The 26,081-nt window shown below is 43.9% G+C and carries 30 protein-coding genes; 1 reads left to right on the top strand and 29 read right to left on the bottom strand.

What is annotated here, in order from left to right:
• Nucleotide 1 precedes the first annotated feature (1 nt).
• The 9 genes from panC to EV146_RS17775 form a co-directional block, all read right to left on the bottom strand.
• On the bottom strand, nucleotides 2-850 hold the full coding sequence (gene panC / locus EV146_RS17815; RefSeq protein WP_132008986.1) for a pantoate--beta-alanine ligase: 849 nt from the start codon (nucleotides 848-850) through the stop codon (nucleotides 2-4).
• On the bottom strand, nucleotides 847-1,683 hold the full coding sequence (gene panB / locus EV146_RS17810) for a 3-methyl-2-oxobutanoate hydroxymethyltransferase (RefSeq protein WP_132008983.1): 837 nt from the start codon (nucleotides 1,681-1,683) through the stop codon (nucleotides 847-849). Before panB ends, panC begins: the two co-directional genes overlap by 4 nt.
• Nucleotides 1,684-1,929: 246 nt before the next feature.
• Nucleotides 1,930-2,916 (bottom strand): biotin--[acetyl-CoA-carboxylase] ligase, encoded by a 987-nt coding sequence (locus EV146_RS17805; RefSeq protein WP_132008980.1) that lies wholly within the window; start codon nucleotides 2,914-2,916, stop codon nucleotides 1,930-1,932.
• Nucleotides 2,889-4,094, bottom strand: coding sequence for a CCA tRNA nucleotidyltransferase (locus EV146_RS17800; RefSeq protein WP_132008977.1), 1,206 nt, complete (start codon nucleotides 4,092-4,094; stop codon nucleotides 2,889-2,891). Before EV146_RS17800 ends, EV146_RS17805 begins: the two co-directional genes overlap by 28 nt.
• On the bottom strand, nucleotides 4,094-5,233 hold the full coding sequence (gene bshA, locus EV146_RS17795) for an N-acetyl-alpha-D-glucosaminyl L-malate synthase BshA (RefSeq protein WP_132008974.1): 1,140 nt from the start codon (nucleotides 5,231-5,233) through the stop codon (nucleotides 4,094-4,096). Before bshA ends, EV146_RS17800 begins: the two co-directional genes overlap by 1 nt.
• The gene (gene bshB1 / locus EV146_RS17790; RefSeq protein ID WP_132008971.1) at nucleotides 5,230-5,943 is read right to left on the bottom strand and encodes a bacillithiol biosynthesis deacetylase BshB1; all 714 of its coding nucleotides are present in this window, start codon (nucleotides 5,941-5,943) and stop codon (nucleotides 5,230-5,232) included. The genes bshA and bshB1 overlap by 4 nt, the downstream gene beginning before the upstream one ends.
• Before the next feature lie 8 nt (nucleotides 5,944-5,951).
• Nucleotides 5,952-6,356: a methylglyoxal synthase gene (gene mgsA / locus EV146_RS17785; RefSeq protein ID WP_121612027.1), complete on the bottom strand. Its 405-nt coding sequence runs from the start codon at nucleotides 6,354-6,356 to the stop codon at nucleotides 5,952-5,954.
• A gap of 14 nt (nucleotides 6,357-6,370) precedes the next feature.
• Nucleotides 6,371-7,168, bottom strand: coding sequence for a 4-hydroxy-tetrahydrodipicolinate reductase (dapB, locus tag EV146_RS17780; protein WP_132008968.1), 798 nt, complete (start codon nucleotides 7,166-7,168; stop codon nucleotides 6,371-6,373).
• 13 nt (nucleotides 7,169-7,181) lie between these two features.
• Nucleotides 7,182-7,517: a nucleotide pyrophosphohydrolase gene (locus EV146_RS17775; RefSeq protein WP_132008965.1), complete on the bottom strand. Its 336-nt coding sequence runs from the start codon at nucleotides 7,515-7,517 to the stop codon at nucleotides 7,182-7,184.
• Nucleotides 7,518-7,703: 186 nt separating this feature from the next.
• On the opposite strand from EV146_RS17775, the gene EV146_RS17770 reads away from it, so the two are divergent.
• The gene (locus EV146_RS17770; protein ID WP_121612024.1) at nucleotides 7,704-8,576 is read left to right on the top strand and encodes a YitT family protein; all 873 of its coding nucleotides are present in this window, start codon (nucleotides 7,704-7,706) and stop codon (nucleotides 8,574-8,576) included.
• Nucleotides 8,577-8,619: 43 nt separating this feature from the next.
• Here the strand turns inward: EV146_RS17770 and EV146_RS17765 are convergent, their stop codons facing one another.
• The 20 genes from EV146_RS17765 to menG form a co-directional block, all read right to left on the bottom strand.
• Entirely contained in the window at nucleotides 8,620-9,294 is a 675-nt protein-coding gene (locus EV146_RS17765) for a zinc metallopeptidase (RefSeq protein WP_132008962.1), read from the bottom strand.
• Nucleotides 9,295-9,357: 63 nt separating this feature from the next.
• The gene (gene ypjB / locus EV146_RS17760) at nucleotides 9,358-10,152 is read right to left on the bottom strand and encodes a sporulation protein YpjB (RefSeq protein ID WP_132008959.1); all 795 of its coding nucleotides are present in this window, start codon (nucleotides 10,150-10,152) and stop codon (nucleotides 9,358-9,360) included.
• A 105-nt stretch (nucleotides 10,153-10,257) separates the two neighbouring features.
• Nucleotides 10,258-10,860, bottom strand: coding sequence for a lipoprotein heptaprenylglyceryl N-acetyltransferase LhaT (gene lhaT, locus EV146_RS17755; protein WP_132009199.1), 603 nt, complete (start codon nucleotides 10,858-10,860; stop codon nucleotides 10,258-10,260).
• A 57-nt stretch (nucleotides 10,861-10,917) separates the two neighbouring features.
• Nucleotides 10,918-11,676, bottom strand: coding sequence for a menaquinol-cytochrome c reductase cytochrome b/c subunit (locus tag EV146_RS17750; protein WP_121612021.1), 759 nt, complete (start codon nucleotides 11,674-11,676; stop codon nucleotides 10,918-10,920).
• A 70-nt stretch (nucleotides 11,677-11,746) separates the two neighbouring features.
• Nucleotides 11,747-12,421 (bottom strand): menaquinol-cytochrome c reductase cytochrome b subunit, encoded by a 675-nt coding sequence (gene qcrB, locus EV146_RS17745; protein ID WP_121612020.1) that lies wholly within the window; start codon nucleotides 12,419-12,421, stop codon nucleotides 11,747-11,749.
• 3 nt (nucleotides 12,422-12,424) lie between these two features.
• A complete protein-coding gene (locus EV146_RS17740) occupies nucleotides 12,425-12,931 on the bottom strand; it encodes a QcrA and Rieske domain-containing protein (RefSeq protein ID WP_132008956.1) in 507 nt (168 codons plus the stop codon).
• A 149-nt stretch (nucleotides 12,932-13,080) separates the two neighbouring features.
• Nucleotides 13,081-13,542 carry a YpiF family protein gene (locus tag EV146_RS17735; protein WP_132008953.1) on the bottom strand — a complete coding sequence of 154 codons (462 nt, stop codon included), beginning with the start codon at nucleotides 13,540-13,542 and terminating at the stop codon, nucleotides 13,081-13,083.
• 102 nt (nucleotides 13,543-13,644) lie between these two features.
• Entirely contained in the window at nucleotides 13,645-14,193 is a 549-nt protein-coding gene (locus tag EV146_RS17730) for a ReoY family proteolytic degradation factor (protein WP_121612017.1), read from the bottom strand.
• 43 nt (nucleotides 14,194-14,236) lie between these two features.
• Nucleotides 14,237-15,496 (bottom strand): tetratricopeptide repeat protein, encoded by a 1,260-nt coding sequence (locus tag EV146_RS17725; protein ID WP_132008951.1) that lies wholly within the window; start codon nucleotides 15,494-15,496, stop codon nucleotides 14,237-14,239.
• Between the two features lie 15 nt (nucleotides 15,497-15,511).
• The gene (locus EV146_RS17720) at nucleotides 15,512-16,408 is read right to left on the bottom strand and encodes a hypothetical protein (RefSeq protein WP_132008949.1); all 897 of its coding nucleotides are present in this window, start codon (nucleotides 16,406-16,408) and stop codon (nucleotides 15,512-15,514) included.
• A 140-nt stretch (nucleotides 16,409-16,548) separates the two neighbouring features.
• Entirely contained in the window at nucleotides 16,549-17,835 is a 1,287-nt protein-coding gene (aroA, locus tag EV146_RS17715) for a 3-phosphoshikimate 1-carboxyvinyltransferase (RefSeq protein WP_132008946.1), read from the bottom strand.
• A gap of 30 nt (nucleotides 17,836-17,865) precedes the next feature.
• Nucleotides 17,866-18,969 carry a prephenate dehydrogenase gene (locus EV146_RS17710; protein WP_132008943.1) on the bottom strand — a complete coding sequence of 368 codons (1,104 nt, stop codon included), beginning with the start codon at nucleotides 18,967-18,969 and terminating at the stop codon, nucleotides 17,866-17,868.
• Nucleotides 18,970-18,984: 15 nt separating this feature from the next.
• Entirely contained in the window at nucleotides 18,985-20,085 is a 1,101-nt protein-coding gene (hisC, locus tag EV146_RS17705) for a histidinol-phosphate transaminase (protein ID WP_132008940.1), read from the bottom strand.
• A 65-nt stretch (nucleotides 20,086-20,150) separates the two neighbouring features.
• Nucleotides 20,151-20,516, bottom strand: a complete 366-nt coding sequence (gene aroH, locus EV146_RS17700; protein WP_121612011.1) for a chorismate mutase — start codon at nucleotides 20,514-20,516, stop codon at nucleotides 20,151-20,153.
• Nucleotides 20,513-21,604 (bottom strand): 3-dehydroquinate synthase, encoded by a 1,092-nt coding sequence (gene aroB / locus EV146_RS17695; protein WP_132008938.1) that lies wholly within the window; start codon nucleotides 21,602-21,604, stop codon nucleotides 20,513-20,515. Before aroB ends, aroH begins: the two co-directional genes overlap by 4 nt.
• Complete coding sequence (aroC, locus tag EV146_RS17690; protein ID WP_132008935.1) at nucleotides 21,604-22,776, bottom strand: chorismate synthase; 1,173 nt, start codon at nucleotides 22,774-22,776, stop codon at nucleotides 21,604-21,606. The genes aroB and aroC overlap by 1 nt, the downstream gene beginning before the upstream one ends.
• 178 nt (nucleotides 22,777-22,954) lie before the next feature.
• Nucleotides 22,955-23,728: a CheR family methyltransferase gene (locus EV146_RS17685; RefSeq protein ID WP_132008932.1), complete on the bottom strand. Its 774-nt coding sequence runs from the start codon at nucleotides 23,726-23,728 to the stop codon at nucleotides 22,955-22,957.
• Nucleotides 23,729-23,857: 129 nt separating this feature from the next.
• Nucleotides 23,858-24,304, bottom strand: a complete 447-nt coding sequence (gene ndk / locus EV146_RS17680; RefSeq protein ID WP_121612007.1) for a nucleoside-diphosphate kinase — start codon at nucleotides 24,302-24,304, stop codon at nucleotides 23,858-23,860.
• Nucleotides 24,305-24,396: 92 nt separating this feature from the next.
• Nucleotides 24,397-25,359, bottom strand: a complete 963-nt coding sequence (gene hepT / locus EV146_RS17675; protein WP_132008929.1) for a heptaprenyl diphosphate synthase component II — start codon at nucleotides 25,357-25,359, stop codon at nucleotides 24,397-24,399.
• A gap of 15 nt (nucleotides 25,360-25,374) precedes the next feature.
• On the bottom strand, nucleotides 25,375-26,079 hold the full coding sequence (gene menG / locus EV146_RS17670) for a demethylmenaquinone methyltransferase (protein WP_132008926.1): 705 nt from the start codon (nucleotides 26,077-26,079) through the stop codon (nucleotides 25,375-25,377).
• Nucleotides 26,080-26,081 lie beyond the last annotated feature (2 nt).

Below are 26,081 nucleotides of genomic sequence, written 5' to 3'. Positions count from 1 at the left end.
CCTATTCTACTTCCAGGATAAGATTGTCAATCAGCCGTGCTTTTGAGAATTTGACAGCCAGGGCAATAATCACATTCCCGGTCAATGTGCGCAATGGCTTTAGGTCCGGATAGGAATAAATACTGACATAGTCTACTGCAGCCTCACAATGATTGTTAAGATGAGCTCTGACCATCTCAATGAGGGTTTCTGGATTCCTTTCACCCTTCTCGATTGCCTCCCGCGCTTCCTGAAGGCTCTTATATAAATGTGCAGCCTGGCGCCTTTCTCCCTGATCAAGATAGACATTCCTGGAGCTTTTTGCAAGGCCGTCCTCCTCCCGTACGGTTGGTACAGGCACCATTTCCACAGGAAAATGAAAATCCTTTATGAGACCATCTACCACCGCTGCCTGCTGGGCATCCTTCAATCCAAAATAAACCCGATCAGGCATAATGATATGAAATAGTTTAGTCAAGACGGTTGCAACTCCATCAAAGTGCCCCGATCTGGAAGCGCCGCACAGGACATCAGTCCGCTCCTGTACGGTCACTTTTACAGATGGAGGCTTTGGATACATCTCTTCTGCTGATGGATAAAAAATATAGTCAACTCCGGCATTTTCTGCAGCGGCCCGGTCTCGGTCAAAATCCCTTGGATAGGCGTCCAGGTCTTCCCCTGGGCCAAATTGAAGCGGATTGACAAAAATACTTAAAACCAGTATTTCATTTTCTTTTTTCGCTCTAGTTAAAAGTGTAATGTGCCCTTCATGGAGAAATCCCATTGTCGGAACGAAGCCAATCGATCTCCCCTGAGCCTTCAAGGCCGAAATCTCAGCTTGCATTTCTTTTACCCTGGTGATTATTCTCATACTTTCCCCCCATAAAGGACCTTCAGCTCTTCTTCCTTCATCGTGAAACTATGTCTGTTTTCGGGAAACTGACCAGCCCGAACCTCATTGACGAACGCATTCAGGCCAGCTAAAATCGGTTCCCCAATATTTGAAAATTGCTTGACGAATTTTGGGATACGATTGACTCCATAGGTTAAAATATCATGATAAACGAGCACCTGACCATCCACTGACGCACCGGCTCCAATTCCGATCGTGGGGATTTCAAGAGCAGCCGATATTTCTTCTGCAAGCTGCCTCGGCACACATTCAAGCACCAGTGCAAACGCACCGGCTTCCTGGCATTTTTTTGCATCCTGGATCAGTTTACGGGCTGTCTCCGAATCCTTGCCCTGTACTTTATATCCGCCAAGGACAGCCACTGACTGTGGGGTGAGTCCTAAATGAGCAACAACAGGAATCCCCGACTTCACAAGAGCCTTTATATGATCAGCTACTTCTCCTCCGCCTTCAAGCTTTACAGCATGAGCACCTGTTTCCTGCATGATTCTTGCGCCATTCAGCAGGGTATCCCTGATGGAAAGGTGGTAGCTCATGAAGGGCATATCGACTACTATGAAAGTATCAACCGCTCCTCTCTTGACGGCTTTTGCATGATGAATCATATCTTCCATCGTGACAGGTACGGTTGAATCGAGACCAAGAACCACCATTCCCAGCGAATCCCCTACCAGGATCATATCTGCCTCGGCCTGTTCCACAAATTTTGCAGATGGATAGTCGTAGGCTGTCACCATGACAATCTTGCTGCCAGAAACCTTCATCTTCATAAAATCATTAATGTGTTTCATACTCTCATTCCTCCTTTTAAGTAGGAGAGGTGATAAATCATGCAGCACGATGAAATCAAAAAGGATCCTTCTTAGCCAGAAGGATCCCGTAAAGTTACATACATAATTCATCCCTCTGTCCCGGTCCGGCTGCGGATCTAGGCAGAACTAATTTTTTATAATAGAAAAGAGTTTACAGGTGCAGTTCGTTACGATACCGCCCAAAGTGATTATATAAAAAAAAACGGATTTTGGCTATCTATTCTGTCAATCGTTCTCAAGAAGAATATCAGCAGAATACACTTGACGGACTGCCCCATCTTCCTGCTCGATCATAAGTACTCCGTCCTCTGTAATTCCCAAGGCTTTCCCTTTGATTTCCCCTGTTAAAGTCCTAGCAATGATATTTTTCCCAATGCTTATGGCATAGCTTTCCCAAAGCAGTTTGATGGGGTGAAAACCGTTTTGCAAATAAGTGATGTACAGTTTCTCCAATCTGGAAAGGACTGACTGAATCAAGGAAGCCCTTGAAATTGGCTTGCCAGACTCTATTGCAAGCGAGGAAGCTGTATGAAGAAGCTCTTCAGGAAAGTCTTCGTACTGCTGGTTTACATTGATTCCTATTCCGATAATAACGGCTTTGATCCGATCTGAATCAGCCTGCAGTTCAGTCAGAATGCCGGTTACCTTTTTCCCGCCAACCAAAATATCGTTTGGCCATTTAATTTGGGGCATAAGGCCGGTCAGCTCTTCTATTGCCTGCACGACTGCAACGGCAGCCACTAATGTTAGCTGGGGAGCTCTTGGCGGAGGAAGATTGGGCTTTAATATCACACTCATCCAGACACCGGAATATTTAGGGGAATGCCATTGGCGATCCATTCTGCCTTTGCCTGATGTCTGTTCTTCGGCAACAACCACTGTTCCGTCGCTGACTCCGTCCGTAACAAGTCTATGGGCAATTTTTTGAGTTGAGCTTACACTTTCCTCATAGTGAATCGTCCTCCCAAGAAAAGCCGTTTTCAGACCCAGGCTAATTTCGTCCGCCGATACTTTCTCGGGCGTCTGCAAAATTTTATACCCTTTTCGTTTAACTGCCTCAAAAACAAATCCTTCTTTGCGGAGCTCTTCGATGTGTTTCCAAACAGCTGTTCTAGAGCACCCGGCAATTTCGGCTAAATGCTGCCCGGAAAGAAACTCTCCTCCGGCATCTGTAAAAGCCTCTATCAGTCTTTTCCTGAGCTCTGATTGCACTTTAACAGCCACTCCTTTATCTCTGCTTTCGTATTCCTTACTTTCCCAAGCAGAACTGCTTTCTCAATATCTGACACTGCCTCTTTAATCCAAGGACCGGGTTTCCTGTCAAACCACGATATTAGGTCATTCCCATTCACATCTAGCTCAGAGGAGTTCTTTATCGGCAAACTGTCAAATAACGCTTCCAGCTTGTCCAGCACCGCCTCTCCTCCGGCAAGACAGTGAAAGATCCTTTCTGCTGAGAGCATAACGGACTTCCCTGAATGATACGCTGATTCAGCGTCCCAATTGTCCCCCAGCCGGAAATCCAGCCATTTCAGGATGTGAATGCAGTGCTTCATTTTCTTTACTGGCAGCTTCCATTTCCTTAGGAAATCTTCTGCCTCCTGATCATTCAGGTTCATAAAATAAAGGAGCAGCGACCACATTTCTTCAATAGTGAAGCCAGCAGTTCCGCAGCGGGCAAGGTCGGAAAGACATTTTTTCTTTCCTGCAAGCCCAGGTAAATAGGAGTGTATCCCTGCCTCTAGCAGCAGGGGCAAGGCCTTACTGACATATTTACCAGCCAGCAGCTTTTCAAACTCTGCCGTTCTTCTTTCAACCGCAATGCTTTCAAGTAAATGACCCTGTTTCTTTAGCGCAGCAAATGTTCCATGTTCGATTGAAAAGCCCAGCTGGCTGACAAACCGCAGCGCCCTCATGATTCGAAGAGCATCCTCACCAAATCTATCGGATGCTTTGCCAACTGTTTTAATTTGCTGATCGCTGATCGAAACAGTCCCATGGAATGGATCAATTATATTTCCTGTCTTGTCCATTGCCATTGCATTCATCGTAAAGTCCCTGCGCTTTAAATCTTCATTTAGGGAACGAATAAATTCGACATTGTCCGGTCTTCTATGGTCGGTATACTGTGACTCCGTCCTAAAGGTCGTTATCTCGTATGGCACCCCATTGTACAGGACTAAAATGGTCCCATGTTCGATACCAAGGTCAACAGTCCGCGGAAAGATTTTTTTTAGCTCGGCAGGCAGTGCGGAGGTTGCAATATCAACATCTGCAATCTTACGGTTCAAAAGAGAATCACGTACAGACCCGCCGACAAAATACGCCTCAAAACCCGCCGTTTCTATTGCTTCCAGCAACGGAACAGCTTTTAAAAAAGGAAGCTGCATTATCGACTCCCCTGTTCAAGAACTTGTTCATAAATTGCTTCATATTCCTCAACAATCTTTTGTGCCGCAAATTTCTCTTTTACAGCCAGTACAGAGTGTTCTGACAGCTGATGGTATAAATCTGGATCACTTAAAAGCCTGATTGCTTTTGCCGAGAACTCTTCAATATCCCCCAGGTTGCAGACAAAACCTGTCACACCGTCCTCAATCACCTCGGGAATTCCTCCTACATTTGTCCCAATGCACGGAACACCGCAGGCCATTGCCTCGAGTGCGACTAGTCCAAAGCTCTCTTTTTCTGACAACAGCAGCTTTAAATTGCTGATCGAATACAATTCCTCCAAATTATCCTGCTTGCCGAGATACAGGACTTTGTCCCTCAGACCCAGCTTATTGACAAGATCGCATACTACCTTCATTTCAGGTCCGTCTCCAACCAGCAAAAGCTTTGCAGGCATGCTTTTGGATATATTGGCAAAGGTTTTCACTACATCCGTGACCCGTTTTACTGCCCTGAAGTTAGACACATGAATAATGACTTTTTCTTCCGGCAGGATCCCGTATTCCTGTCTCAGTTTGCTGGAACAGCTCCTTCTGTAGATACGGTCATCGATAAAATTGTAGACGCACTGAATGTTTTTTTTCGGATTAATCAGATCATAGGTTTGGCCAACAAGTGAATTTGATACTGCCGTTACAGCGTCGGACCTCTCAATTCCAAAACGGATGGCATCGCTCAAGGATGGATCATAGCCAAGGACAGTGATATCTGTCCCATGGAGAGTGGTCACAATCTTGAGATCTTTTCCGCTCATTTCCCTTGCGAGAATTGCGCAAACCGCATGCGGGATTGCATAATGGACATGGAGGAGGTCCAGATTTTCACGGACTGCCACCTCGGCGATTTTGCTGGCTAACGCAATATCATAAGGAGAGTATTGAAATACTGAGTATTGGTTCACCTCTACTTGGTGGTAGTAGATATTGTGATACATTTTGTTGAGCCGAAATGGCAGACTTGAAGTAATAAAGTGGATCTCATGCCCCTTTTCTGCCAATAGCTTCCCAAGCTCAGTAGCGACAACACCTGAACCGCCAACGGTCGGGTAGCAGGTTATGCCGATTTTTAATTTTTTCATCCTTTTTCTCCTAACAAATCATGAATTACTAACGGCGTCCTTGTCTTGAACCCCTCTGCATATTCGACTCCAGCTTCTTTCCCAAATAATCTTTCACGTGCTTCTACCGTTTCTATGTAGCCATTTACAAGCGGTGTCTCGTAGCTATTTTTATCTTTAATAAATTGACTCTCGTATGCCAGTAGGGCCCTTTTCTTAGTTTCCATAAAGTTCGTTATATCAATGACAAAATCCGGCCTGTGAAACCCATTTATCATGTAAAAAAATAAAGAGCTTACCTTATGAGGCGGAAGTCCGTCACCACTGTCAAATTTTTTAATCCCTGCTGAAAAAACCGCCTCTTCGACCAGTCGAGCACAGTTCCCATGGTCAGGATGACGGTCTTCAAAAAAAGGAGCAAACAGAACCAGCGGGCGAGTGCGCCGGATAACAGAAACAATTTTCTTTATGTATTCCTCTTTCATTAGCAATCCTCTGTCCGGGATATCCAGCACTTCCCGAAAGCCAGCACCAATGATGCCAGCTGCCTTTTCCGCCTCTTCCATTCGGAGCCCGACAGTGCCATTTGATGATAACTCCGCTTTTGTCAGATCACATATTCCTATTTCTTTTCCTAATGATGCGTATTTTGCAATCGTCCCTCCCATGCCGATTTCAACATCATCAGCATGGGCCCCGATTGCAAGAATATCAAGCTTTGTTCTAGCCATTGTTTGATTCACTCACCCTTTTTTACAATTTTCCTCCAGTCAAGGTCTCCCCGTTCTATGCCCCTGATCAATAATTCGGCTGTTCCCATATTAGTAGCAAGCGGGATTGCATAGACATCACAGAGCCGGACCAGGGCAGTAACGTCAGGCTCATGTGGCTGTGCCGTCAGAGGATCACGGAAGAAAAAGATGGCATCCATTGTATTTTTTGCGATCATAGCTCCAATTTCCTGATCACCGCCAAGCGGGCCGGATTGAAAGCGGTGGACATTCAGGCCTGTGGCTTCCATTATGCGCAAACCGGTAGTTCCCGTGGCATAGAGATTGTGTTCCTCAAAAATAGGCTTGTATGCCACCGCAAAGCGGACCAGGTCATCTTTTTTCTTGTCATGGGCAACCAATGCTATATTCATTTTCCCCAGCTCCTCTATTCAATAATGTTTTCAAGGCCATAAACAAGTGAATCCTTTTCCATAACCGTCTCGACAGCCAGCTTCACCCCGGACATAAATGAAGCACGGTTATAGGAATCATGGCGGATTGACAGTGTCTGTCCATCTGAACCGAACATCACCTGCTGGTGGGCAATAAGACCAGGAAGACGAACAGAATGTATATGCATTCCTTCAAAATCCGCTCCTCTTGCGCCAGGAATCGCTTCTTTTTCGTCATTATGCCCTTGTTTTTTCCTTTCGCGTACAGAAGAGATCATTTCTGCAGTTTTAACCGCTGTCCCAGAAGGGGCATCAAGTTTTTGATCGTGGTGAAGTTCAATGATTTCTACATCACTGAAGTATCTTGCTGCCATTTTAGAAAATTTCATCATCAGTACAGCGCCGACAGCAAAATTAGGTGCAATAATACACCCTAGTCGAGTTTGTTTGCAGAGATCTTCCAGCTTGGCTAAATCTCCTGTTGAAAAACCAGTAGTCCCAACCACAGGGCGTACTCCCGATTCAAGTGCGATAACGGTATGCTCCATGCCAACTTCAGGTGTAGTCAGGTCAATCAGCACATCAGGCTGCTGTTCTTTAAAGCACTTATAAATATCGGTATAAATAAGTGCATCTGAATCGACACCCTCTGCTTCCCTGAGAGATTTTCCATCGTTCCTGCGATCGAGGACACCCGCCAATTCAAAATTCTCGGTCTCCAGCACAAGTTCTACGGCTTCTTTTCCCATGCGTCCCCGTGGTCCTGCCACGACAATTTTTACTTTTTTCATTATGTACTCTCCTTTACTGATCTTCTATCCTAGTCCATCGGTCTTTATCTCTGGTGTTGAACTTTTCCATCACGAGCTCATGAGCCTTTTGCAGGTCAATGTTCAGGGAATTGGCGAAGCAAATTAAGACAAAAAGCATATCACCAAGCTCTTCTTCAATCGCCTTTTCCTTTTCCTCTGATTTTTTTGGCTTTTCTCCATAATAATGATTTACTTCCCTTGCAAGCTCTCCCAGTTCCTCTGTCATTCTTGCCATCATTGCAAGAGGGCTGAAGTATCCCTCCTTAAATTGACTTATGTATTGGTCTACTTCTTCCTGGAGTTCTTTTACCGTTCTGTTTTCTTTCAAATTGCCTTCACCTCAACTGCAATTCATTTTATTCTATGTATATCTCTTTTTGATGTTAGCCTACAAGGGTGGTTTTGACAAATATTTTAGTCAATAAAGGCTATACTGTTAAAGATTGCCCCGGTGGGGGTAATTTTATATAATTAAGTACGCCTTGGTATGTTCTCAAATGATAGGGGGGCTAACATGTTTACTGGACTTAAAATCAAGAATATTTTCTTTATCCTGATTGGTTCTGCGATTTTTTCATTTGGACTAGTCCATTTTAATATGCAAAATAATTTAGCTGAAGGCGGGTTCACTGGAATTACACTCCTTCTATACTTTGTATTTGGCTGGGACCCCGCAATCACAAACTTAATTCTTAATATCCCGCTTTTTTTTATTGGATGGAAGCTTCTAGGAAGGAATGTATTTTTATATACTCTTATTGGTACACTTGGCGTTTCCGTATTTTTAGCGATTTTTCAAAGATTCCAGATCAAAATGCCACTATACGAAGATCTTTTTCTTGCCGCCCTGTTTGCTGGTGTATTTATCGGGATTGGCCTCGGAATCATCTTCCGCTTTGGAGGAACTACTGGCGGTGTTGATATCATAGCACGGCTTGCACAGAAATATTTTGGCTGGACAATGGGCCGCACTATGTTCATGTTCGATTTATGCGTCATCACACTTTCTTTGATTACATATTTAAATTACCGTGAAGCCATGTACACCCTTGTCGTCGTTTTTATTGGAGCAAGAGTCATTGATTTTATGCAGGAAGGCGCTTATGCTGCAAGGGGTGCCATGATTATCTCGGATAAAAACCAGGAGATTGCCGATAAAATCCTGAAAGAAATGGACAGGGGCGTAACGATGCTAAAAGCTATGGGCTCTTTTACAAAAAAAGAACGCAATGTCCTTTATTGTGTGGTCGGGAAAAACGAAATTGTCCGGTTAAAAAGTGTCATCAACAGTGTTGATCCCCATGCTTTTGTTTCGGTCACTGTGGTCCATGATGTATTGGGAGAAGGGTTTACCCTTGATGAAAACAAGCTTCCCGTTGAAAGATAGGAAAAGAGCCGTGCGATTGCACGGCCCTCTTTTTTAAGATGAATTATTCCTCTCTGGTCATTCCTGTATAGATCAGCACCAGACGCAATAATTCGAGCACTGCTACTGCCGCAGCAGCCACGTAGGTCAGGGCAGCGGCATTTAGCACTTTCTTTGTTTCGCGCTCTTCGTCATTCCGGATGATGCCGGCGCTTACGATTTGGTCCATGGCCCTGTTTGATGCATTAAATTCCACTGGCAAAGTAACCAGCTGGAACAGGACAGCAGCCGCCATAAAAATGATCCCCAATAGGAGCATGTTGCTCATTTGGGCAAAAATCCCGATCATCACAAGAATCCAGGAAAAGTTTGAACCGAGGTTGGCAACAGGGACAAGTGCATGGCGGAAACGCAGGAAAGAATAATCCTCCTGATCCTGAATGGCATGCCCCACCTCATGCGCCGCAATCGCAGCTGCCGCAACCGAATGGCCATGGTAGTTCCCAGAAGACAACCGCACTGTTTTTGAACGGGGATCATAATGGTCGCTTAAATATCCTCTTGTTTCTTCCACACCGACATGGTAAAGCCCATTATCATCAAGAATCTTCCTTGCCACTTCGGCGCCGCGGTATTGTGAGGAAGAAGAAACCTGAGAATACTTCTTATACGTTCCCTTTACCCGAAACTGTGCCCATATAGGAACCAGAATTACAATCGCAAAATAAATGAGAATCAATCGAAGAACCTCCTATTAAATCTGGGTGCTTACCTCTTATTTTATTGATGAAAAATAATTGTGTCAATTCTTTCGCTCTTTTTGACGATTATTCATTCTTTCCCTGTCTGCTTTGAACTTTCTCCAGCCAACATATGACAGGGTCAGAATAATGATACTTCCTGTTGAGATGATGACCCACCATAAGGACGGATCTGATTCATCTTCTGTCATGCCGTCAAAGATGTCTTTTAAGTCCGACTCCAGCGCTTCAAGCTCCTCCTGCCCGTCTTCATTGGACAATACCTGGGGACGGTAATGGTTGATAAAATTTACCCGCGTATTTAATTTTTGAATCTGTTCAGGAGAAATATCAATCTTTAAGCTGGGATAAATAACATTATATAAAGCCAGAAAGGAGTCAAGGTTGGATAAAAACACTTCCTTATTGCCATCATAGGCAGCATCTTTCATCCCGCTAAATACAGTCATGATTGGTTCTTCCATTTCTGTCCAAAGCGGCTGATGGGTTGAAAGCAAAGCATCTATGACAAGGCGAAACTTCGTCACCCTGTTCATTCGTTCATCATGCTGCATAGTTGCGCTTACTGCAGCCTCAATCGCCTCATCATGGGCAACCGTAATGATTCTCAGCTCGTCCATCGAAAAAGAACGGCCTTCCCCTGTAACAGTAAGGAACTCTTTTTCGAAATGCTCAAGCAGCTTTTTAGCATCCTGATACCGATGGATCTTCACCATTTGAAGCGCTTCATCGGATATGCTGTCCAGCTTTTCAACTGAAGGTGCCGGTTCAGCATATACCGCAAGCGGCACCAGCAACAGCAGCACTGCCATCAATATAGCTATCCTTTCTCTCATTCCTGTCCCCCCTCTAGATACTATTAAAATGTATGAGAGGGTGGACAAGGTTATACCAATTTTATAAGCGACTGTGTTTCAAAAAACAGTAGTATTAATTAACAATTAGCTTGACGATTTGATTGACAGGACAAAACGATTTTTACGCAAGCAAAAGAAATAGCCTATTCCAATGGACAGGATGCTAAGCCAGAAGGTAAAATATCCAATTTCCCTGATGTAGAGATCCAGCAGATGATAGGTGGGCATCATCATAAAAACATAATCGATGATTTCATTGTGGAGGACCACAATCGATGCTAAAACTAAATGCCATGCTTTTATCCGGTAAAACGGGGAATACAGCACCCCTTCAATCGCCATGGCCAAATGTGACCCCATGAGCATGAGGCCAATCCAATCCAGTTCCCCGGAAACAATGAAAACAAGAAGGTTCATGACTACAGCCCATATTCCATATTTTACTAGGCTGACGATGGCCAAAGCTTCCATTAAAGGCCAGTTCTTCCCTAAAAGAAAAGCGATGAGGACAAATACGAAGAAAAGACTCGCCGTGGGGCTGTCCGGCACAAATGGAAGAAAAATACCCGGTGTATCTTTCAGCTGCGATTGGTACCAGTAGTAACCGTATGCTGTGCCCCCAAGATTGATGATGAGCAGCAGCCACAAAACAGAACGGTTTGCAAGAAAGGGATAAAATCGTGAAATCATTGGGATTCTCCTTTTAACAAAAAAACCGGCGGGAAAACCCGCCAGTTTCTATTTTTACTTAAGTTCTGCAATATATTCAGACATCACTTTAAGCTCTTCATCTGTTCCTTTAAAGACACCAGCCGGCATATTGCCTTTACCATTAACGGCAATTTCGGCGATTTCCTCTGCTGATAATCCTGTTTCAGTCAGCTTTGGTGCTGCAGCACCGCCGCCAAGCTCTCCACCATGGCAGCTCAAGCATGTATTAGCTTCAGCAATTTTATATCCATCGGCGTTTTTGTCGATTTCAACAGCAGAAATCGCACCCATCTTTTCTTTCGCTTCCCAGTCTGTTTGATCTACTGACTCCCAGGTTAAATAGAAAACGGCAGCTACGGAGAGCAGCATAAAGCCAGTTGCCAACGGACGCTTTGACGGGCGTCGTTCTGGACCGCGGTCGATAAACGGAGCAAGCATCAATCCTCCGAACGCAAGGCCTGGTATGACCAAAGCCCCGATAACGGTGTACGGACCAGCTGCAAAAGAGTATTTTAATAGCTGGTATAAAAACAGGAAGTACCAGTCAGGAAGCGGAATGTAGCCGGTATCAGTCGGATCGGCCACCCTCTCAAGCGGAGAAGGATGGGCCACAGTCAGGCACAAAAAGCCGATCAGGAAAACTGCACCAACCATCCATTCTTTTAAAAGGTAATTAGGCCAGAACGCTTCCGTTTTGCCTGGATATTCCGAGTAGTCTTTAGGAACAAATGGTTTCCTCTCAGCAGGCACACGTGAATCGCCTACAAATTTCATTCCTTTGCCACGATGCATCGAGCAATCCCCTCCTTTTTACGTAAAGTTGAACGAAACCTTTCATCCGAACAACGTAAATTACAGCATTTTACAATGGTCCAGAAATACCTTGCCTGCGGATCATGATAAAGTGCGCCGCCATGAGGCCGAAAAGTGCAGCAGGCAGGAAGAATACATGGATGGCAAAGAATCTGGTAAGAGTCTGTGCACCCACAATCGCTGCATCGCCGGCCATCAGTATTTTCAGGTATGGTCCGAGCAGCGGTACTGCTTCCACGATCTGCAAGGTTACTTTTGTAGCGAATAACGCTTTCATATCCCAAGGCAACAGGTAACCTGTAAGGCCAAGACCAAGCATAACAAAGAAAATCAATACCCCTACAACCCAGTTCAGTTCACGGGGTTTTTTATAAGCTCCCTGGAAAAATACCCTCAATGTATGTAAGAACATCATGACAATAACCAGGCTGGCTCCCCAGTGATGCATACCGCGGACAATTTGTCCAAAAGCAACTTCATTTTGAAGGTAATAGACAGATTCCCATGCATTCTTGATATCTGGAACATAATACATAGTCAGGAACATTCCTGAAAGGATCTGAATGACGGTAATAAAGAATGTCAAGCCGCCAAAACAGTACACAAATGCGGAAAAGTGATGCGCCGGGTTAACATGCTCCGGTACCTCATGATCCGCGATATCACGCCACAACGGCGCAATATCTAAACGTTCATCTACCCAATCGTAAATTTTGTTTAACAATTATTACGCCCCCTCCCGTGGTTGAGCTTTTCCTAGATAAAGGATGCCGTCTTTCTCCTGATATGGATAGACATCAAGCGGTGCCAACGGCGGAGTATTCGGAACATTCGTTCCATCCTTCTCATAAAGGCCGTAGTGACATGGACAGAAGAATCTGTTTGGATTCTGCTTGTCTGCATTCCAGTCAACTGTACAGCCCAAGTGTTTACACACAGGTGAAAGGGCCACAATTTTACCTTCGTCATTTTTAAAGACCCATGCAGTGCCAGTTACTTCAGACTCATACCATGCATCTACCTGGTCAAATGTGAAGTCAACACGCTGCGGTTCATTAGTGATATCAGCCACTTTAACATTTGTCGCTATGTAATCGCCACTGGCATTCGCTTTCAGAACTGGATCCACGGCAAAACGCACCATTGGCATCAGCATGCCCGCAGCCATGAAACCGCCTACACCTGTAAGTGTATAATTTAAGAATTGTCGTCTTGAAACACGATTCTTGCTCAAGCTTTTCCCCCCTCTATTCCCATTTTAAGTACATCGGACATAAATTGAACACATTTTAGACTAGGACATAATCATGATATATCAATATCTTTATAAAATCAATATAATACTATGTTGAAAACATTTTCACACTGCATAAAAATTCCCTTCTATTCCTCTTCCCTCCATTTGCTGATAAAAAGGTTCATCAGCTGTCTTACCTGGTCCTCCATGACAGAAACTTTTGACCCCTCGTCCATTTGATGCAGCGGCAGCGAGGGCAGCCAGAGCAGTGTGCCTTTCAGCTGTCCTTCCCGCTGCTTCCAGTCGATGTCCGACGTTACATAGAATACATGCCTGAACTGCCTGTCCATCAGCTGAGTTTCCCATTTCTGCAGCAGGGCCATTGATTCTTGAGCCGTATTTTTAAAATACGAATAGCCGGGAAGCAAAAGGATCCTTCCCTGCAGCTGCCTTTCAAGCTGGCTTGAGAGGATATTGGCGAAGTCGGTCATTGAGGCTGTTTCTTTCATATCATCCCCAAGGGAAACCGGCAATAAAGGAACCACCGCCGTATCAATATATTCTGAGGCCTTCATGAATTTTTCAATATCTGCTGGTGACCATTTCATACATTTCAACTCCAATTTTTTATTCTTCTTAATCTTACCACTATGGGTTCACATTGGCAGTAAGAAAGCAAAATTAAAAAGCTTGCTTTAAAAGCAAGCTTTTTAACTTCCCGGTCCCAGCTGTTTTAATTGTTCTGTCAAACGCTGGAATTCCTCTTTATCCTGTCTGTCAAGGGCTTCGTCGATCAATCTTACCAGCTTATCTTTTTGAAAGCGGTAAAGACTGTCTTTAAGGAAGCGCTCTGCGATTAGCCGGTCTTTGTCAGTGATTTGAAGCCGTTTAGGCATATAAGGGTTTTCCTCGAGGACTGCAGCAAATTGATGTGCCTTGTTGGACGCATGGAAATTCAATTGAATATAAATTTCTTCATCCCGGTTCAAGCGAATGTCATGAAAAGATTTCTCTGCATCAGTCGTCATGATGTTTTCCTTATAGAAACGGAAAGGAACCTCGTCAATACAATGTGTCGACATCACGAGGCCTCTAGGACAGAACTGGGCATTTTCAACGAAGTGGACTCGTTCCATCAGCTGATCATGACTCATTAAGTAATTCAGGATCCATACACATTCTCTTCTTTTCAGTTGATAATGATTTAGAAACCAGCGGATAAAATCTTTCTTTTCATTGACAGAAACAGGGGCTGTCATGTTTGATTCCCTCCTCTGCATGCTTGGGCTTTTTTTTTTGCCTTCAGTAATCTTCAGTCAATCGCTCAATAAGTTCCCGGTACTCCTCATTGCCTGGTTCTAATTTAACTAGCATACTAAAAATTTCGGCGGCCTCGGCTATTTTTCCTTCCTCAATTAAAAAATAACCATAGTCCTTAAGAAATTCCTTGTTCTCCTTAAAGAAAGTATATGCAAGCTGATATTTATTTAATGCCATTGAATATTGTTCCAGATGCTGCAATGCAACAGCCGAATCCCAGATAAGCTGTGGTTCATCTTCTTCATTTAAATCGGTATCTTCAATAAGCCCCAGGACATCCTCATACCTTTCTTGTTTGATAAGCAGCTTATTTAAGACCAGCGCACCTTCCGTAAAACCTGGATCCAGAGCAATAGCTTCCCTCAGCAACCTTTCTGCTTCTTCCTCCCTGGCTAACTTCAATGCGATTTTTCCGCCATAATAATAAAGATCCTTATTGAATTCATCCTGTTTAATCCCCGCAGATATGGCTTCAAAAGCTTCCACAAGCAGTTCTTCTCGTTCATAGGACTGTGCGAGATGCAGATAAAGGGAATGATATTCAGGATCAAGAGCCTTTAATTCTTCAAATTTTTCAATGGCAGTCCGATTTCTTCCCGCTTGAAGGGCAGTGAAAGCATAACCAAACAGCGTATTGATTTCAAGACGGTCATTAAGGGCCTCTTGGTAGTAATTCAGGGCTTCCTCAAATTCGCCCGACGCACTGTAAACCTCAGCAAGCCTTTGGTTTAAACTGGCTCCAGCGACTTCCTGTCTAATCTTGATCACTTTTTCATAAGCCACTATTGCTTCTGAAAAGCGGCCCTGGGTTGCATAAAGTTCTCCCAATGCGAAATCAATGATCTCTTCTTCCGGAAGCAGCTGTTTTGCACGCAGCAGTTTTTGTTCACTTACTTCGAACAATCCATTCATTTGATAAAGATCCGCCATCAACAGCAGCGCTCTCGGATACTCAGAATCATCCCCATTTACCTTATCAAGAGTGAGCATCGCTGTTTCTTCATCCCCCATTTCGAGATAAGTTTCGGCAAGCAGGATGAGAAGTTCCCCTTCATCAGGATAAGTCTGGAGGAGTGTATTTAAAAGTTCTTTCGTTTCTTCAAGAAATCCAAAGCGAAACAATTCTTCTGCCAGCAGGAATTTTTCCTCATCACTTCCCGCTGTGAGGACCATTTCATAACCTGCTTTTGCTTCCTGTAGCTGGCCGTTTTCTAAAAAACTAGTGATTGTATCAATATTCATTTTAATCCTTCCAATCTATGTGGGGGTTAAATAGAAAGACGGAGTGATTATTTCCAAATATTCTCCATAGCCTGGACTATAGCTTATTTGCCTGCCGGCGCGGATTACCTTGCCTTTATGCAAAGTTACTTCCAGGAAGGAGTCTTTTGACATAAACAGCTCTCTTTCTGTCATATTAACAGTTTCTCTGTCTTGTAAATAAAAATTGTAACTCACTTCCCCGCCATGATGCAAATTTGATTTCCTGGGATAGACACCAATCTTCTTTAAGGCTTCCATTCCGAGCGGAATATTTTCTTCTAGCTCATCACGAAAGCTTGGAATTTTTTCTGCTGCCATCAATTTTGCCCAGACCTTCGGCAAGGATTTATCTTCCTTATTAATAAATACAGGAACAAGGGGGCTGTTATAGGGGAATATGGCCTCTTTAATCCAGCCCCAAGGAAGTGAGAATAGCTCTGATATGCTTTTAACTTCAACAAATATGACTGGAAGCCTTTCCTTTTTGCTCCTCCTTATTAAACCTGGAGTAAGCTTTGACGCCGGGACACGAACTCCAATGACATAATCAACTGGACAGTCCAAAAGCTGGGTCCTTATTCTTTTCAAGGCATGTTCCAGCTCTTTTTCTCGTTGAACAGCAACACAGGTGATGATGGTCGTACAGCCCTTTTTTATAAAATTGGTAAGATAGTGAGCCTTTCTGACCTCAAAAGGCTGGGATAGAGGAAGAAAAGAATCTAGGAGAACATGGGTGGGAGTCATGATGTAGCCAGCGGCATCCATCCGGATGTGTTTGTACATCCGGAAGGAGGGCCCTACAGACGTTATCGTATCTTTTTCTATTAGGAGAGACAGCACCTTTCTGGTCCCATCCTTTAATACATGCGCATTTTCAATTATATACGCCATAAAACCACTCCTTAAGGGTCTTATGACAAGCTATGAATTTAGCGGGGAAATATGCAGATATTCAAAAAAAAATCAGGGCATCTTTAAGAAAAGGCCTCTCCGGATCGATCCGGGGAGGCCAGTTTTCCTTTTTGCCATCATTATTTTAATGAGTTCAGATGGTCGAAGAAAGATGGATAGGAAACAGCTACTGCCTCACTGTTTTCAAGGTGGGTTGTATCACTTGTGATTAAACTGGCAACTGCGAGCATCATACCGATACGATGATCTCCATGACTGGAGACAGTGCCGCCATGAAGACTCGTTTTACCGTGTATGACCATACCATCTTCAGTCGCTTCAATCCTCGCACCCAGCTTTGCAAGCTCATTTACCACTGTATCGATGCGATTTGTTTCTTTTACCTTCAGCTCAGCTGCATCCTTAATGATGGTCTTTCCTTCTGCTTGGGTTGCAAGGAGTGCGATAATCGGGATTTCATCAATAAGCCTTGGAATAAGTTCTCCCTCAATGATTGTCCCTTTAAGGTCCGACGTTTGGATGACCATATCCCCTGCCGGCTCCGAAGATGATTCTTCATATTCCTTTATGCTAAGGTCCGCCCCCATTTCGCACAGGACATCAATGATTCCTGTCCTGGTCGGATTGAGCCCTACATTTTTCAGTTCAATTCGGCTGTCCCTGACAATGGCACCGGCAGCAAGGAAAAAGGCTGCCGACGATATATCTCCCGGGACATTGACATGTGTTCCTGTCAATGTCTGGCCGCCATGAACTGTGATGGCATTCCCGTCAGTCCGAACCTCGCCGCCAAACATTCTGATCATCCTCTCGGTATGATCCCGTGTTTTTTCCGGTTCTACAACAGTTGTGTCACCCTTTGCCTGTATACCTGCCAGCAAAATGGCCGATTTCACCTGGGCACTCGCTACTGGCAATTTGTATTCAATACCTTCCAAGTTTCCGCCAGTGATTGACAGCGGGGTAAATTCCGCCCCTTTTCTGCCTGAGATGCTGGCTCCCATGGATTTCAACGGGTTCGTTACACGAGTCATTGGGCGCTTGCCAATGGAATGGTCACCAATTAAAACGGAATGGAAGGGTCTTCCGGCCAAGATTCCCATCATTAGCCGGATTGTTGTTCCTGAATTCCCAACGTCAAGAATTCCGTCCGGTTCCTGAAGCCCTTCAAGCCCTGCCCCATTGACAGTAACCCTGGTTCCATCCTGCCTAATTGTAACACCAAGCTTCCGGAAACAGGCAATCGTACTTAGACAGTCCTCTCCTGGCAGAAAATTTTCAACCGTAGTCACTCCTCCTGCTATGGAACCAAACATCACAGCCCGGTGAGAAATCGACTTATCTCCGGGAACAGAGATGGTTCCGTGCAAGGAAGAAGAAATTGGCTGCAGCTTTTTCGCTTCCATATTGTACTCCTTTTTATCTAATAATGTCTGCTATCCTATTTGAGTTTCAAATTTTGTATAATGATTGATGCATTCTTCCGCTCTTGCCCTGTCTTCCTCATTTTGAAAACTGATCACCAGGACCCCATAAACGTCCTCTCTTGTTTCAAGGATGCGGATATTTGTAATATTAATTTTTTCTCTTGCCAAGTACCCTGTTATTTCTGAAATGCTCCCTGGATAATCGGGAACATCTACAAAAAGATCATAAAAGGCAGGAATCGCGCCTTTTTCCTTAGAAGGCAAACCATCCCGATAATTCTTTGCCTTTTCGAAATAATGATAGATTTCCTCTCCATCGCCGGTTTCAAGAATCTCCAAGACGCGCTGCATTTCAAACTGCCAATTTTTTAAAAGGTCCATTAAGACTTCCTTATTGTGGAGCAGAATATCCCGCCACATTTCAGGGCTGCTCGATGCAATTCTTGTAATATCCCTGAATCCCCCTGCCGCCAGCCTGCTGACAAGGTTTGAGTCTTCCTCGGCCGCAGCAGCCTGGTGAACAAGAGAAGCCGCGATGATATGAGGAAAATGACTAATGACTCCAGTAAGGTAGTCATGTTCTTCCGGAGAAACGGACAAAAACTTCGCTTTCGTTCCTTCCAGCCAGGCCATTAACCTTTCAAAAGCGTCCTCGCTTGAGTTTTTATCAGGTGTAAACAAATAAAAGGCATTTTCAAACAGGATGCTTTTTGCAGCTGTTACACCGCTTTTATGCGACCCCGCCATCGGATGTCCTCCAATGAAGTGGATCCCTCTGCTGGTCAGGCACGAAGCCTTTCTAATAATAGTGGTCTTCGTGCTTCCTGTGTCAGTTATAATGACTCCTTTTTTTAATGCCATCCTTGAGAGCGCCTCAAGAATCTGTTCAGCAACTGTGACAGGAGTCGATATGATGATCAGGTCTGCTTCACTGGCGCCTTCCTCTATGCTATCTGCAGTTTCATCAATTACGCCGATCATCTTGGCCAGTCTCGCTTGTTCTGCGTTAATATCATACCCAATGATGGCAGCATCTTTATGTTTTTCTTTAATGCAGAGGGCAAGAGAGCCTCCAATTAGTCCTAAACCAATGACAAACACGCGGCCTCTCAAACAATCACCTTCTTCTTATGATAAAGCTGCCTTAGCTGCAAAAAATTCTTCCATTTTGGAAATCACTCCGGCGTTCTGTTCTTTTGAACCAACGGTTACCCTGATATAGGTAGGGAATCCGAGTGGAACACCAGACCGGACAATATAGCCCTTTTCCATTAAGAACTGGAAGACTTCGTTTCCGTCACAGTTAAAGTCAATTAGGATAAAATTCCCCTGTGATGGGAAGTAAGACAGATTCTGCTCTTCACAAAACCTGTAGAATTGCTGTAAACCATTAATATTAGCCTCCCGGCAATGTTTGACAAATTCCTGATCATGAACAGCAGCTATAGCTGCAGCCTGGCCAAGAGCATTTACATTAAAAGGAGGTCTGGCTGGATCGAGTACCTTGACTATGGTTTCATCTGCAATCCCGTAGCCAACCCTCAGGCTCGCCAGACCATAAATTTTTGAAAAAGTCCGAAGAACGATTAGGTTTTTGTGCTCTTTTACCAGGGCAAGAGCGTCATAATAGTCTTCCGCGTGGACGTATTCTTTATAGGCCTCGTCAAGAACGACCAGAACATCCTTTGGTACTTTCGACAAGAAATCAGTAATTGCCTGATTATTTATGTAAACTCCTGTAGGGTTATTAGGGGAACATAGCCAAACGATGACAGTATTGTCATCAATTGCATCAAGCATTGAATTCAAATCGTGGGCTCCATCGATTAACGGAACCTCTCTTATCTCACTGCCCTCAATTATTGCGTTGTGCTTGTATTGCGAGAAAGTTCCTGTCGCCATTACCGTGTTATTCCCGGGATGCAGCAGCGCTCTGGAAATGATCTGAATCAATTCGTCGGAGCCGTCACCAAAAATCAGCTGCTCCTGCCTAACCTGCAGGCTCACAGAAAGAGCTTCCCGCAGCTCTGCAGCATATCCATCCGGATATAGTGCATACGAATTGGAAAAGTTCCTGATAACCTCTGCAGCTTTTGGAGAACAGCCCAATGGATTTTCATTGGAAGCCAGTTTAACGATTTCTTCCAGCCCGTACTGTTTTTTTACTTCGTTAATTGTCCTTCCTGGCTGATATGCTTTTAAAGACAGCAACTGCTTTTTCCACTTCATTTTTTCCACCTCATGCATCACTGTTAATTTCGTCCAAACTTTTAAACTTCCTTTTCCCGTAAAATCTAAGCTTTAAGGAGGTCGGGACGCAAAACGGTTGCCCCCTCAAGATAGACATGCTTTATATCTTCCTGGCATATTTCTGTATCAGCATGAAACATCACCCGGATACATTTTGGCAGTGAGCCAGGGACCGGAACTTCCTGCATGCACATGACAGGAACATACGCCCAGCCCTCAATCTGGCGCAGAGCCTTGGCTGGAAAGGCAGCGGTCAGTTCCTCTGTTACGGAAACAAATACCGAGGCAACGGTTTCCGGGCTGATTCCATTTTGCTTAATGATTTCTCTCATTAGTCTTTCCGTAGCCGGGACAATTTCTTCTTCAATGTTTTCTTTTACGGTGATAGCTCCTCTAATTCCTCTGATCATGCAATTCCCCCCTGTCTTTTAAAAGCATCCAAACGATTCAGCAAGTATGCATCGTCAAGTTCTTCAACCCCGGGACTCCCAATCTTATTTAGAAGAACAAACCGAACCTTTTGTCCAACTGATTTTTTATCTTGTTTCATTCTGGCAAGAAGCCGGTGAGTGGACAGGCCTTCAGGCAGTTCTGTCACATATCCCAGTTTCTTGAGCCATTCATTAAATTCCAAAAGATTAAAATTAAATGAATGCCGCTCCATGCTGATCTTCAAGGCAAAAACCATGCCGATAGCCACAGCTTCTCCATGGGATATGCTCCCGTAACCTGCTTCGGCTTCAATTGCATGGCCAAGTGTATGGCCAAAGTTCAAGTAGGCTCTTACCCCTGTTTCTGTTTCATCCTGTTCAACAATAGCCCCTTTGACTTTGATTCCCTTTGTCAGGAACTCGGTCATCAAGGTATTCGGAATAGAATTAAGGTTTTCTACACTTTTTACAAGCCAGTCATAAAATTCTTCATCACTAATTAGAGCATGTTTAATCACTTCAGCAAACCCTGATCTTATTTCAGCTGGCGGAAGCGATTGGAGGAATTTCAAATCATAGAATACAGCTTCTGGCTGATAAAAAGCCCCAATCATATTTTTCCCGAGTGCATGGTTGATTGCCACTTTCCCTCCTACCGCACTGTCATGTGCAAGGATCGTTGTCGGAATTTGTATGAAAGGAATTCCTCTCATATAGGAAGCTGCGACAAAACCTGCCAAATCTCCAACTGCCCCGCCGCCAAAGGATAGAATAAGAGACTTGCGATCGAGCTTTTTTTCGAGTGCATAACTCAGACATTCGTGATAAACCTCGAATGTCTTGGCCTTCTCTCCGGCGGGCACAACCTTAACATATGTTTCGGATAAATTCAGAGCTGCCTTAAACTCTTCAAGATAAAGCTTCCCTACTGTTTCGTCAGTAATGATCAAGACCGATGTGAGTTTAGGATAGTTTTCCTGGAGGAATGATTTAAGTTGATTCACAGCCCCAATTCCAATGTAAACCGGATATTTCTTTGATCCTGCACTTATATGAAGTGTCTCCATTAAAATTCCCTCGCATATCGGCGCTGTTCTTCCACCGCCGCTTCAAGTGCCTCCATTCGGTCAGATGAGAACTGTTCCACAATGGCAGAAGCAAGCTCCCAGGCAATAACACTTTCAGCAACGACTGCTGCTGCAGGCACTGCACAGCTGTCAGAACGTTCAATACTTGCTGCATACGGTTCTTTCGTTTCAATATCGACACTTTGAAGAGGTTTATAAAGAGTCGGGATTGGTTTCATTACCCCTCTCACGACAATTGGCATTCCAGTAGTCATTCCGCCCTCAAATCCACCTAATCGATTTGTTTTGCGGTAGTAGCCTTTCTCTGGTGAATAAGCAATCTCATCATGTACTTCACTGCCAGGCTTGCGGGCCGCTTCAAAGCCGATCCCGAATTCCACCCCTTTGAAAGCATTGATGCTGACCATGGCTCCTGCTAGCTTAGAGTCAAGCTTTCTATCATAATGGACGTAGCTGCCAACTCCTGCAGGCATCCCTTCGACAATGACTTCGACAATTCCCCCAATGGAATCGCCATTTTTCTTTGCATCATCAATTGCAGCCATCATCTGTTTCTCTGCAACCGGGTCAAAACATCGCACCGGGGAGGCTTCTGTCCTCTCTTTTAATTCATCCAGTGACGAATAATCCAGATCCGCGGCTCTCACTCCCCCAATCTCCAATACATGGCAAGCTAACTGGATGCCAAGCAATGACAAGAGTTTTTTCGCTGCTGCTCCGGCTGCGACTCTTACAGTGGTTTCCCGTGCCGAGGATCGTTCGAGAACATTCCTCATATCACGGTGTCCATATTTTAAAGCACCGTTTAGATCGGCATGCCCAGGGCGCGCCCTTGTAATTTTTCGTTTTACTTCTTCTGATTCTTCAGGATCAAGCGGATCCTGGCCCATTATTTTGGTCCAATGGCTCCAGTCCTTGTTCTCTACAACTAATGCAACTGGCGATCCAAGGGTATACCCGTGACGGACTCCCCCAACAATTTGGGCGGCATCCGTTTCGATTTGCATCCTTCTTCCCCGCCCATGTCCTTTTTGGCGTCTTGCAAGATCCTTATTAATTTCTTCTTCTGTTAGTGGCATCCCGGCCGGAAGTCCTTCAATAATAGTAGTTAATTGCGGTCCATGGGATTCCCCTGCTGTTAAATATCTCATATTCTTTCTCCCTTCAACTCATTAAAGGATTATGTATCAATATATCATACGCCTTACAATAAAAATAGCAAAAATTTAAAAAATATGATAGATAAGTTAAAGAACTTTAGAATTTGCTTTTTTGCATTCCTTATAAGATACCACTGATTTAACAATAAAAAAAAGCCGGGAATCCCGACTATTTTTTTCGATAAAAAAAGGTATCTTCTGTTTCAAATCCATATTTGCCGGGATTGAAAATTTGTTCTGTACTGCCAACAAAAAAAATGCCCCCCGGCTTCAATGCTGCACTGAATTTCGCATACAATATATCTTTTGCCTGTTCAGTGAAATAAATCAGTACATTTCGGCAGACAATTAAATCGTAAGCGGAGCCGAATGGCTCATCCAAAAGATTCTGCTTTTTAAAAACAACTGATTTTTTTACTTCGGGGCTTATACTGTAGTATCCATTTTCTTCTGTAAAATATTTTTTCTTGAAAACCTCCGGAACCTCATTCAGGGATCTCTCATGATAAATGCCAAGCCGGGCTTTTGCCAGCACATTTTCGTCTATGTCTGTAGCCAATATTCTTAATTGTGATAAAGGAATAAAATTAGACATCATCATCGCAACTGTATAGGGCTCTTCGCCTGTTGAACAGGCTGCGCTCCATATCTTGATTCTCTGGTTTTTTTGCAATAGTTTCGGCATAATTTGCTTTTCAAGAACTTCCCACCTTCTGGAATTGCGGTAAAATTCCGAAACATTTATAGTCATACGATCCAGAAACTCGTTTAACAGTCCAGCATCCTGCTCCATCGCCTGGTAAAAGTCCTGAAAGTTTTTATATCCTTTTTTTTCGTAAAGAGATATAAGCCTGCGTTTCATTTGAGCTTCTTTGTAAAGCGCAAGGTTAATCCCCGTTTTTTTGTTTATGTTTACGATAAATTTTTCATAGTCCCCTAGCATCTCTCTTCTCCTCAACTTCTTGCTGTTAGTAGCTGCTCTTTAGTATATCGGAAACTTGCCGTGACAACTTTACCTTTTTGGACGGAATAAATAAAAAAACACCTGCAAAAACTATGCAGGTGCACTTGCTTAATATATCCACTCATTCATTAGTTTGGAGTAATCGACAAGTTCATTGTCTTTAAAAAACAATCCAATTTCACGGACAGCGCTTTCAGGAGAATCAGATCCATGGATGATATTCTTCCCAACAATTAACCCAAAATCCCCGCGGATGGTTCCTGGAGCTGCATCCTTTGGATTAGTGGAACCCATCATTTGACGAGCAGTCGCGATAACATTTTCCCCTTGCCAAACCATCGCGAAAACAGGACCCGAAGTAATGAAGTCTACAAGCTCGCCAAAAAACGGGCGCTCTTTATGTTCACCATAATGCTGTTCTGCCAATTCTTTTGGTATGCTCATTAACTTTGCACCAACAAGCTGAAAGCCCTTCTTTTCAAAGCGTGTAACAATCTCACCAATAACATTGCGTTGTACCCCATCAGGTTTAACCATTAAGAACGTCTTTTCCATGAACTCCACTCCTAATATGTATATGTATGGGTCGATTTTAAATTACTCAACCATTGAAAATAGTATCATTATTTCAAAAACTTAGCAACTTGCTAAAATTTGCGCTTCCCGATATATTTAGCAATGTCCCTAAGCGTTCTCTTGGCACGGTTTTGCGGGAGCTCTTCCAATACCGCGAGCGCCTTGTCAAGATAATGGTCGCTTACAAGAATAGACTTCTCTATTGCACCTGATTGAAGAATTCGCGAGATAATGCGGTCAATCTGAGGTCTTGGCATATCCTCGCGAACAGATTGAATCTCCATCCGGAGTTCTCTGTCTTCCATGGCATAAAGCACTGGAAGGGTAATGTTTCCTTGAAGAAGATCCCCGCCGGCAGGCTTTCCCAATTCTTTCTCGGTTCCGGTAAAATCAAGAATATCGTCTGTAATCTGATAGCTCATGCCAACATAATATCCAAAGCGGAAGAGGTTTTTGTGTACTTTTTCTTCAACCCCTGAGGCCACAGCTCCAAGCTGGCAGCTGGCAGCGATAAGGAGCGCGGTTTTCCGTTTTATTCTCCGGAAGTAGTCTCTTAAGTTTTGATTGAAGTTATACTTATCTTTTATCTGCTCAATTTCGCCCACGGAAAGTTCAACAATTGTTTTGGAAAGAATCTGATGTGCCAGAGGATTTTTAATTTCTGTCACAAGTTCAAGGGCCCTCGCAAAAATATAATCCCCAGTATACATGGCAATTCTGTTATCCCACTTCGCTTTAATGGTAGGCTGCCCTCTGCGCAGCTCTGCATCATCAATTACATCGTCATGTACAAGGGAAGCCATATGAATGAGCTCCAGGGGAACAGCGGCATTTTTTATCACATTTATATCATAATCGCCAAATTTGCCGCCCAGCAGCACAAATACAGGCCTGATCCTTTTCCCACCGGCACGTAAGGTGTGAAGGGATGCTTGACGAAGCAAAGACGATTCAGCCTCGATTGTTTTTTCCAGAGATTGTTCTATTACATTTATATCTGTATTTAAATAGGAGTACATCATTTTTAATTTCATGGTATCCACCCAGCACTATTTTTTATGGCCTATATGGACAGCTGCAACTCCGCCGCTGTAGGGCTTGTAGCTAACATTGGCAAAGCCGGCCTTCTGGAACATCCCAGCAAGTTCTTTCATGCCTGGAAAGTCGCGGGCAGATTCCTGGAGCCATGAATATTCTTCATAACTTTTAGCAAAAATTTTACCGAATAATGGCATGATATGTTTAAAGTAAAAGTAGTAGATCTGTTTAAAACCAAACATTTCAGGCTGTGAAGTTTCAAGGCATACGCCCAATCCGCCCGGTTTAAGGACCCGCTGCATTTCCTTAAGGACCTGCAGGTAATCCGGGACATTTCTAAGTCCAAACCCAATTGTAACATAGTCAAAACTATTGTCTTCGAACGGCAGTGCCATTGCATTCCCATGGATGAGCGTTATCTGGTCCAGATTCCTTTCTTTTACTTTCTTTTCGCCAATCTTTAGCATGTTTTCACTGAAGTCCAGCCCGGTCACCTTGCCTTCAGGTCCCACCGCTTCTGCCAGTGCAATTGTCCAGTCCGCCGTCCCGCAGCATATATCAAGCGCACACTGTCCCTTCTGGACATTCATTCTTTTCATTGTATCTTTACGCCATCTAATATGCTGTTTAAAGCTGATGACGGAATTCATTTGATCATAGTTTTTATAAATTTTTTCAAATACACCGTGAACCCGTTCTTCTTTTGATTGCTGCATTT

Source organism: Mesobacillus foraminis (assembly GCF_004340465.1).
GTDB lineage: Bacteria > Bacillota > Bacilli > Bacillales > Cytobacillaceae > Mesobacillus_B > Mesobacillus_B foraminis.
The sequence above is the reverse complement of the archived record's forward strand: the minus strand, read 5'-3'. Positions and strand labels throughout refer to the sequence as shown.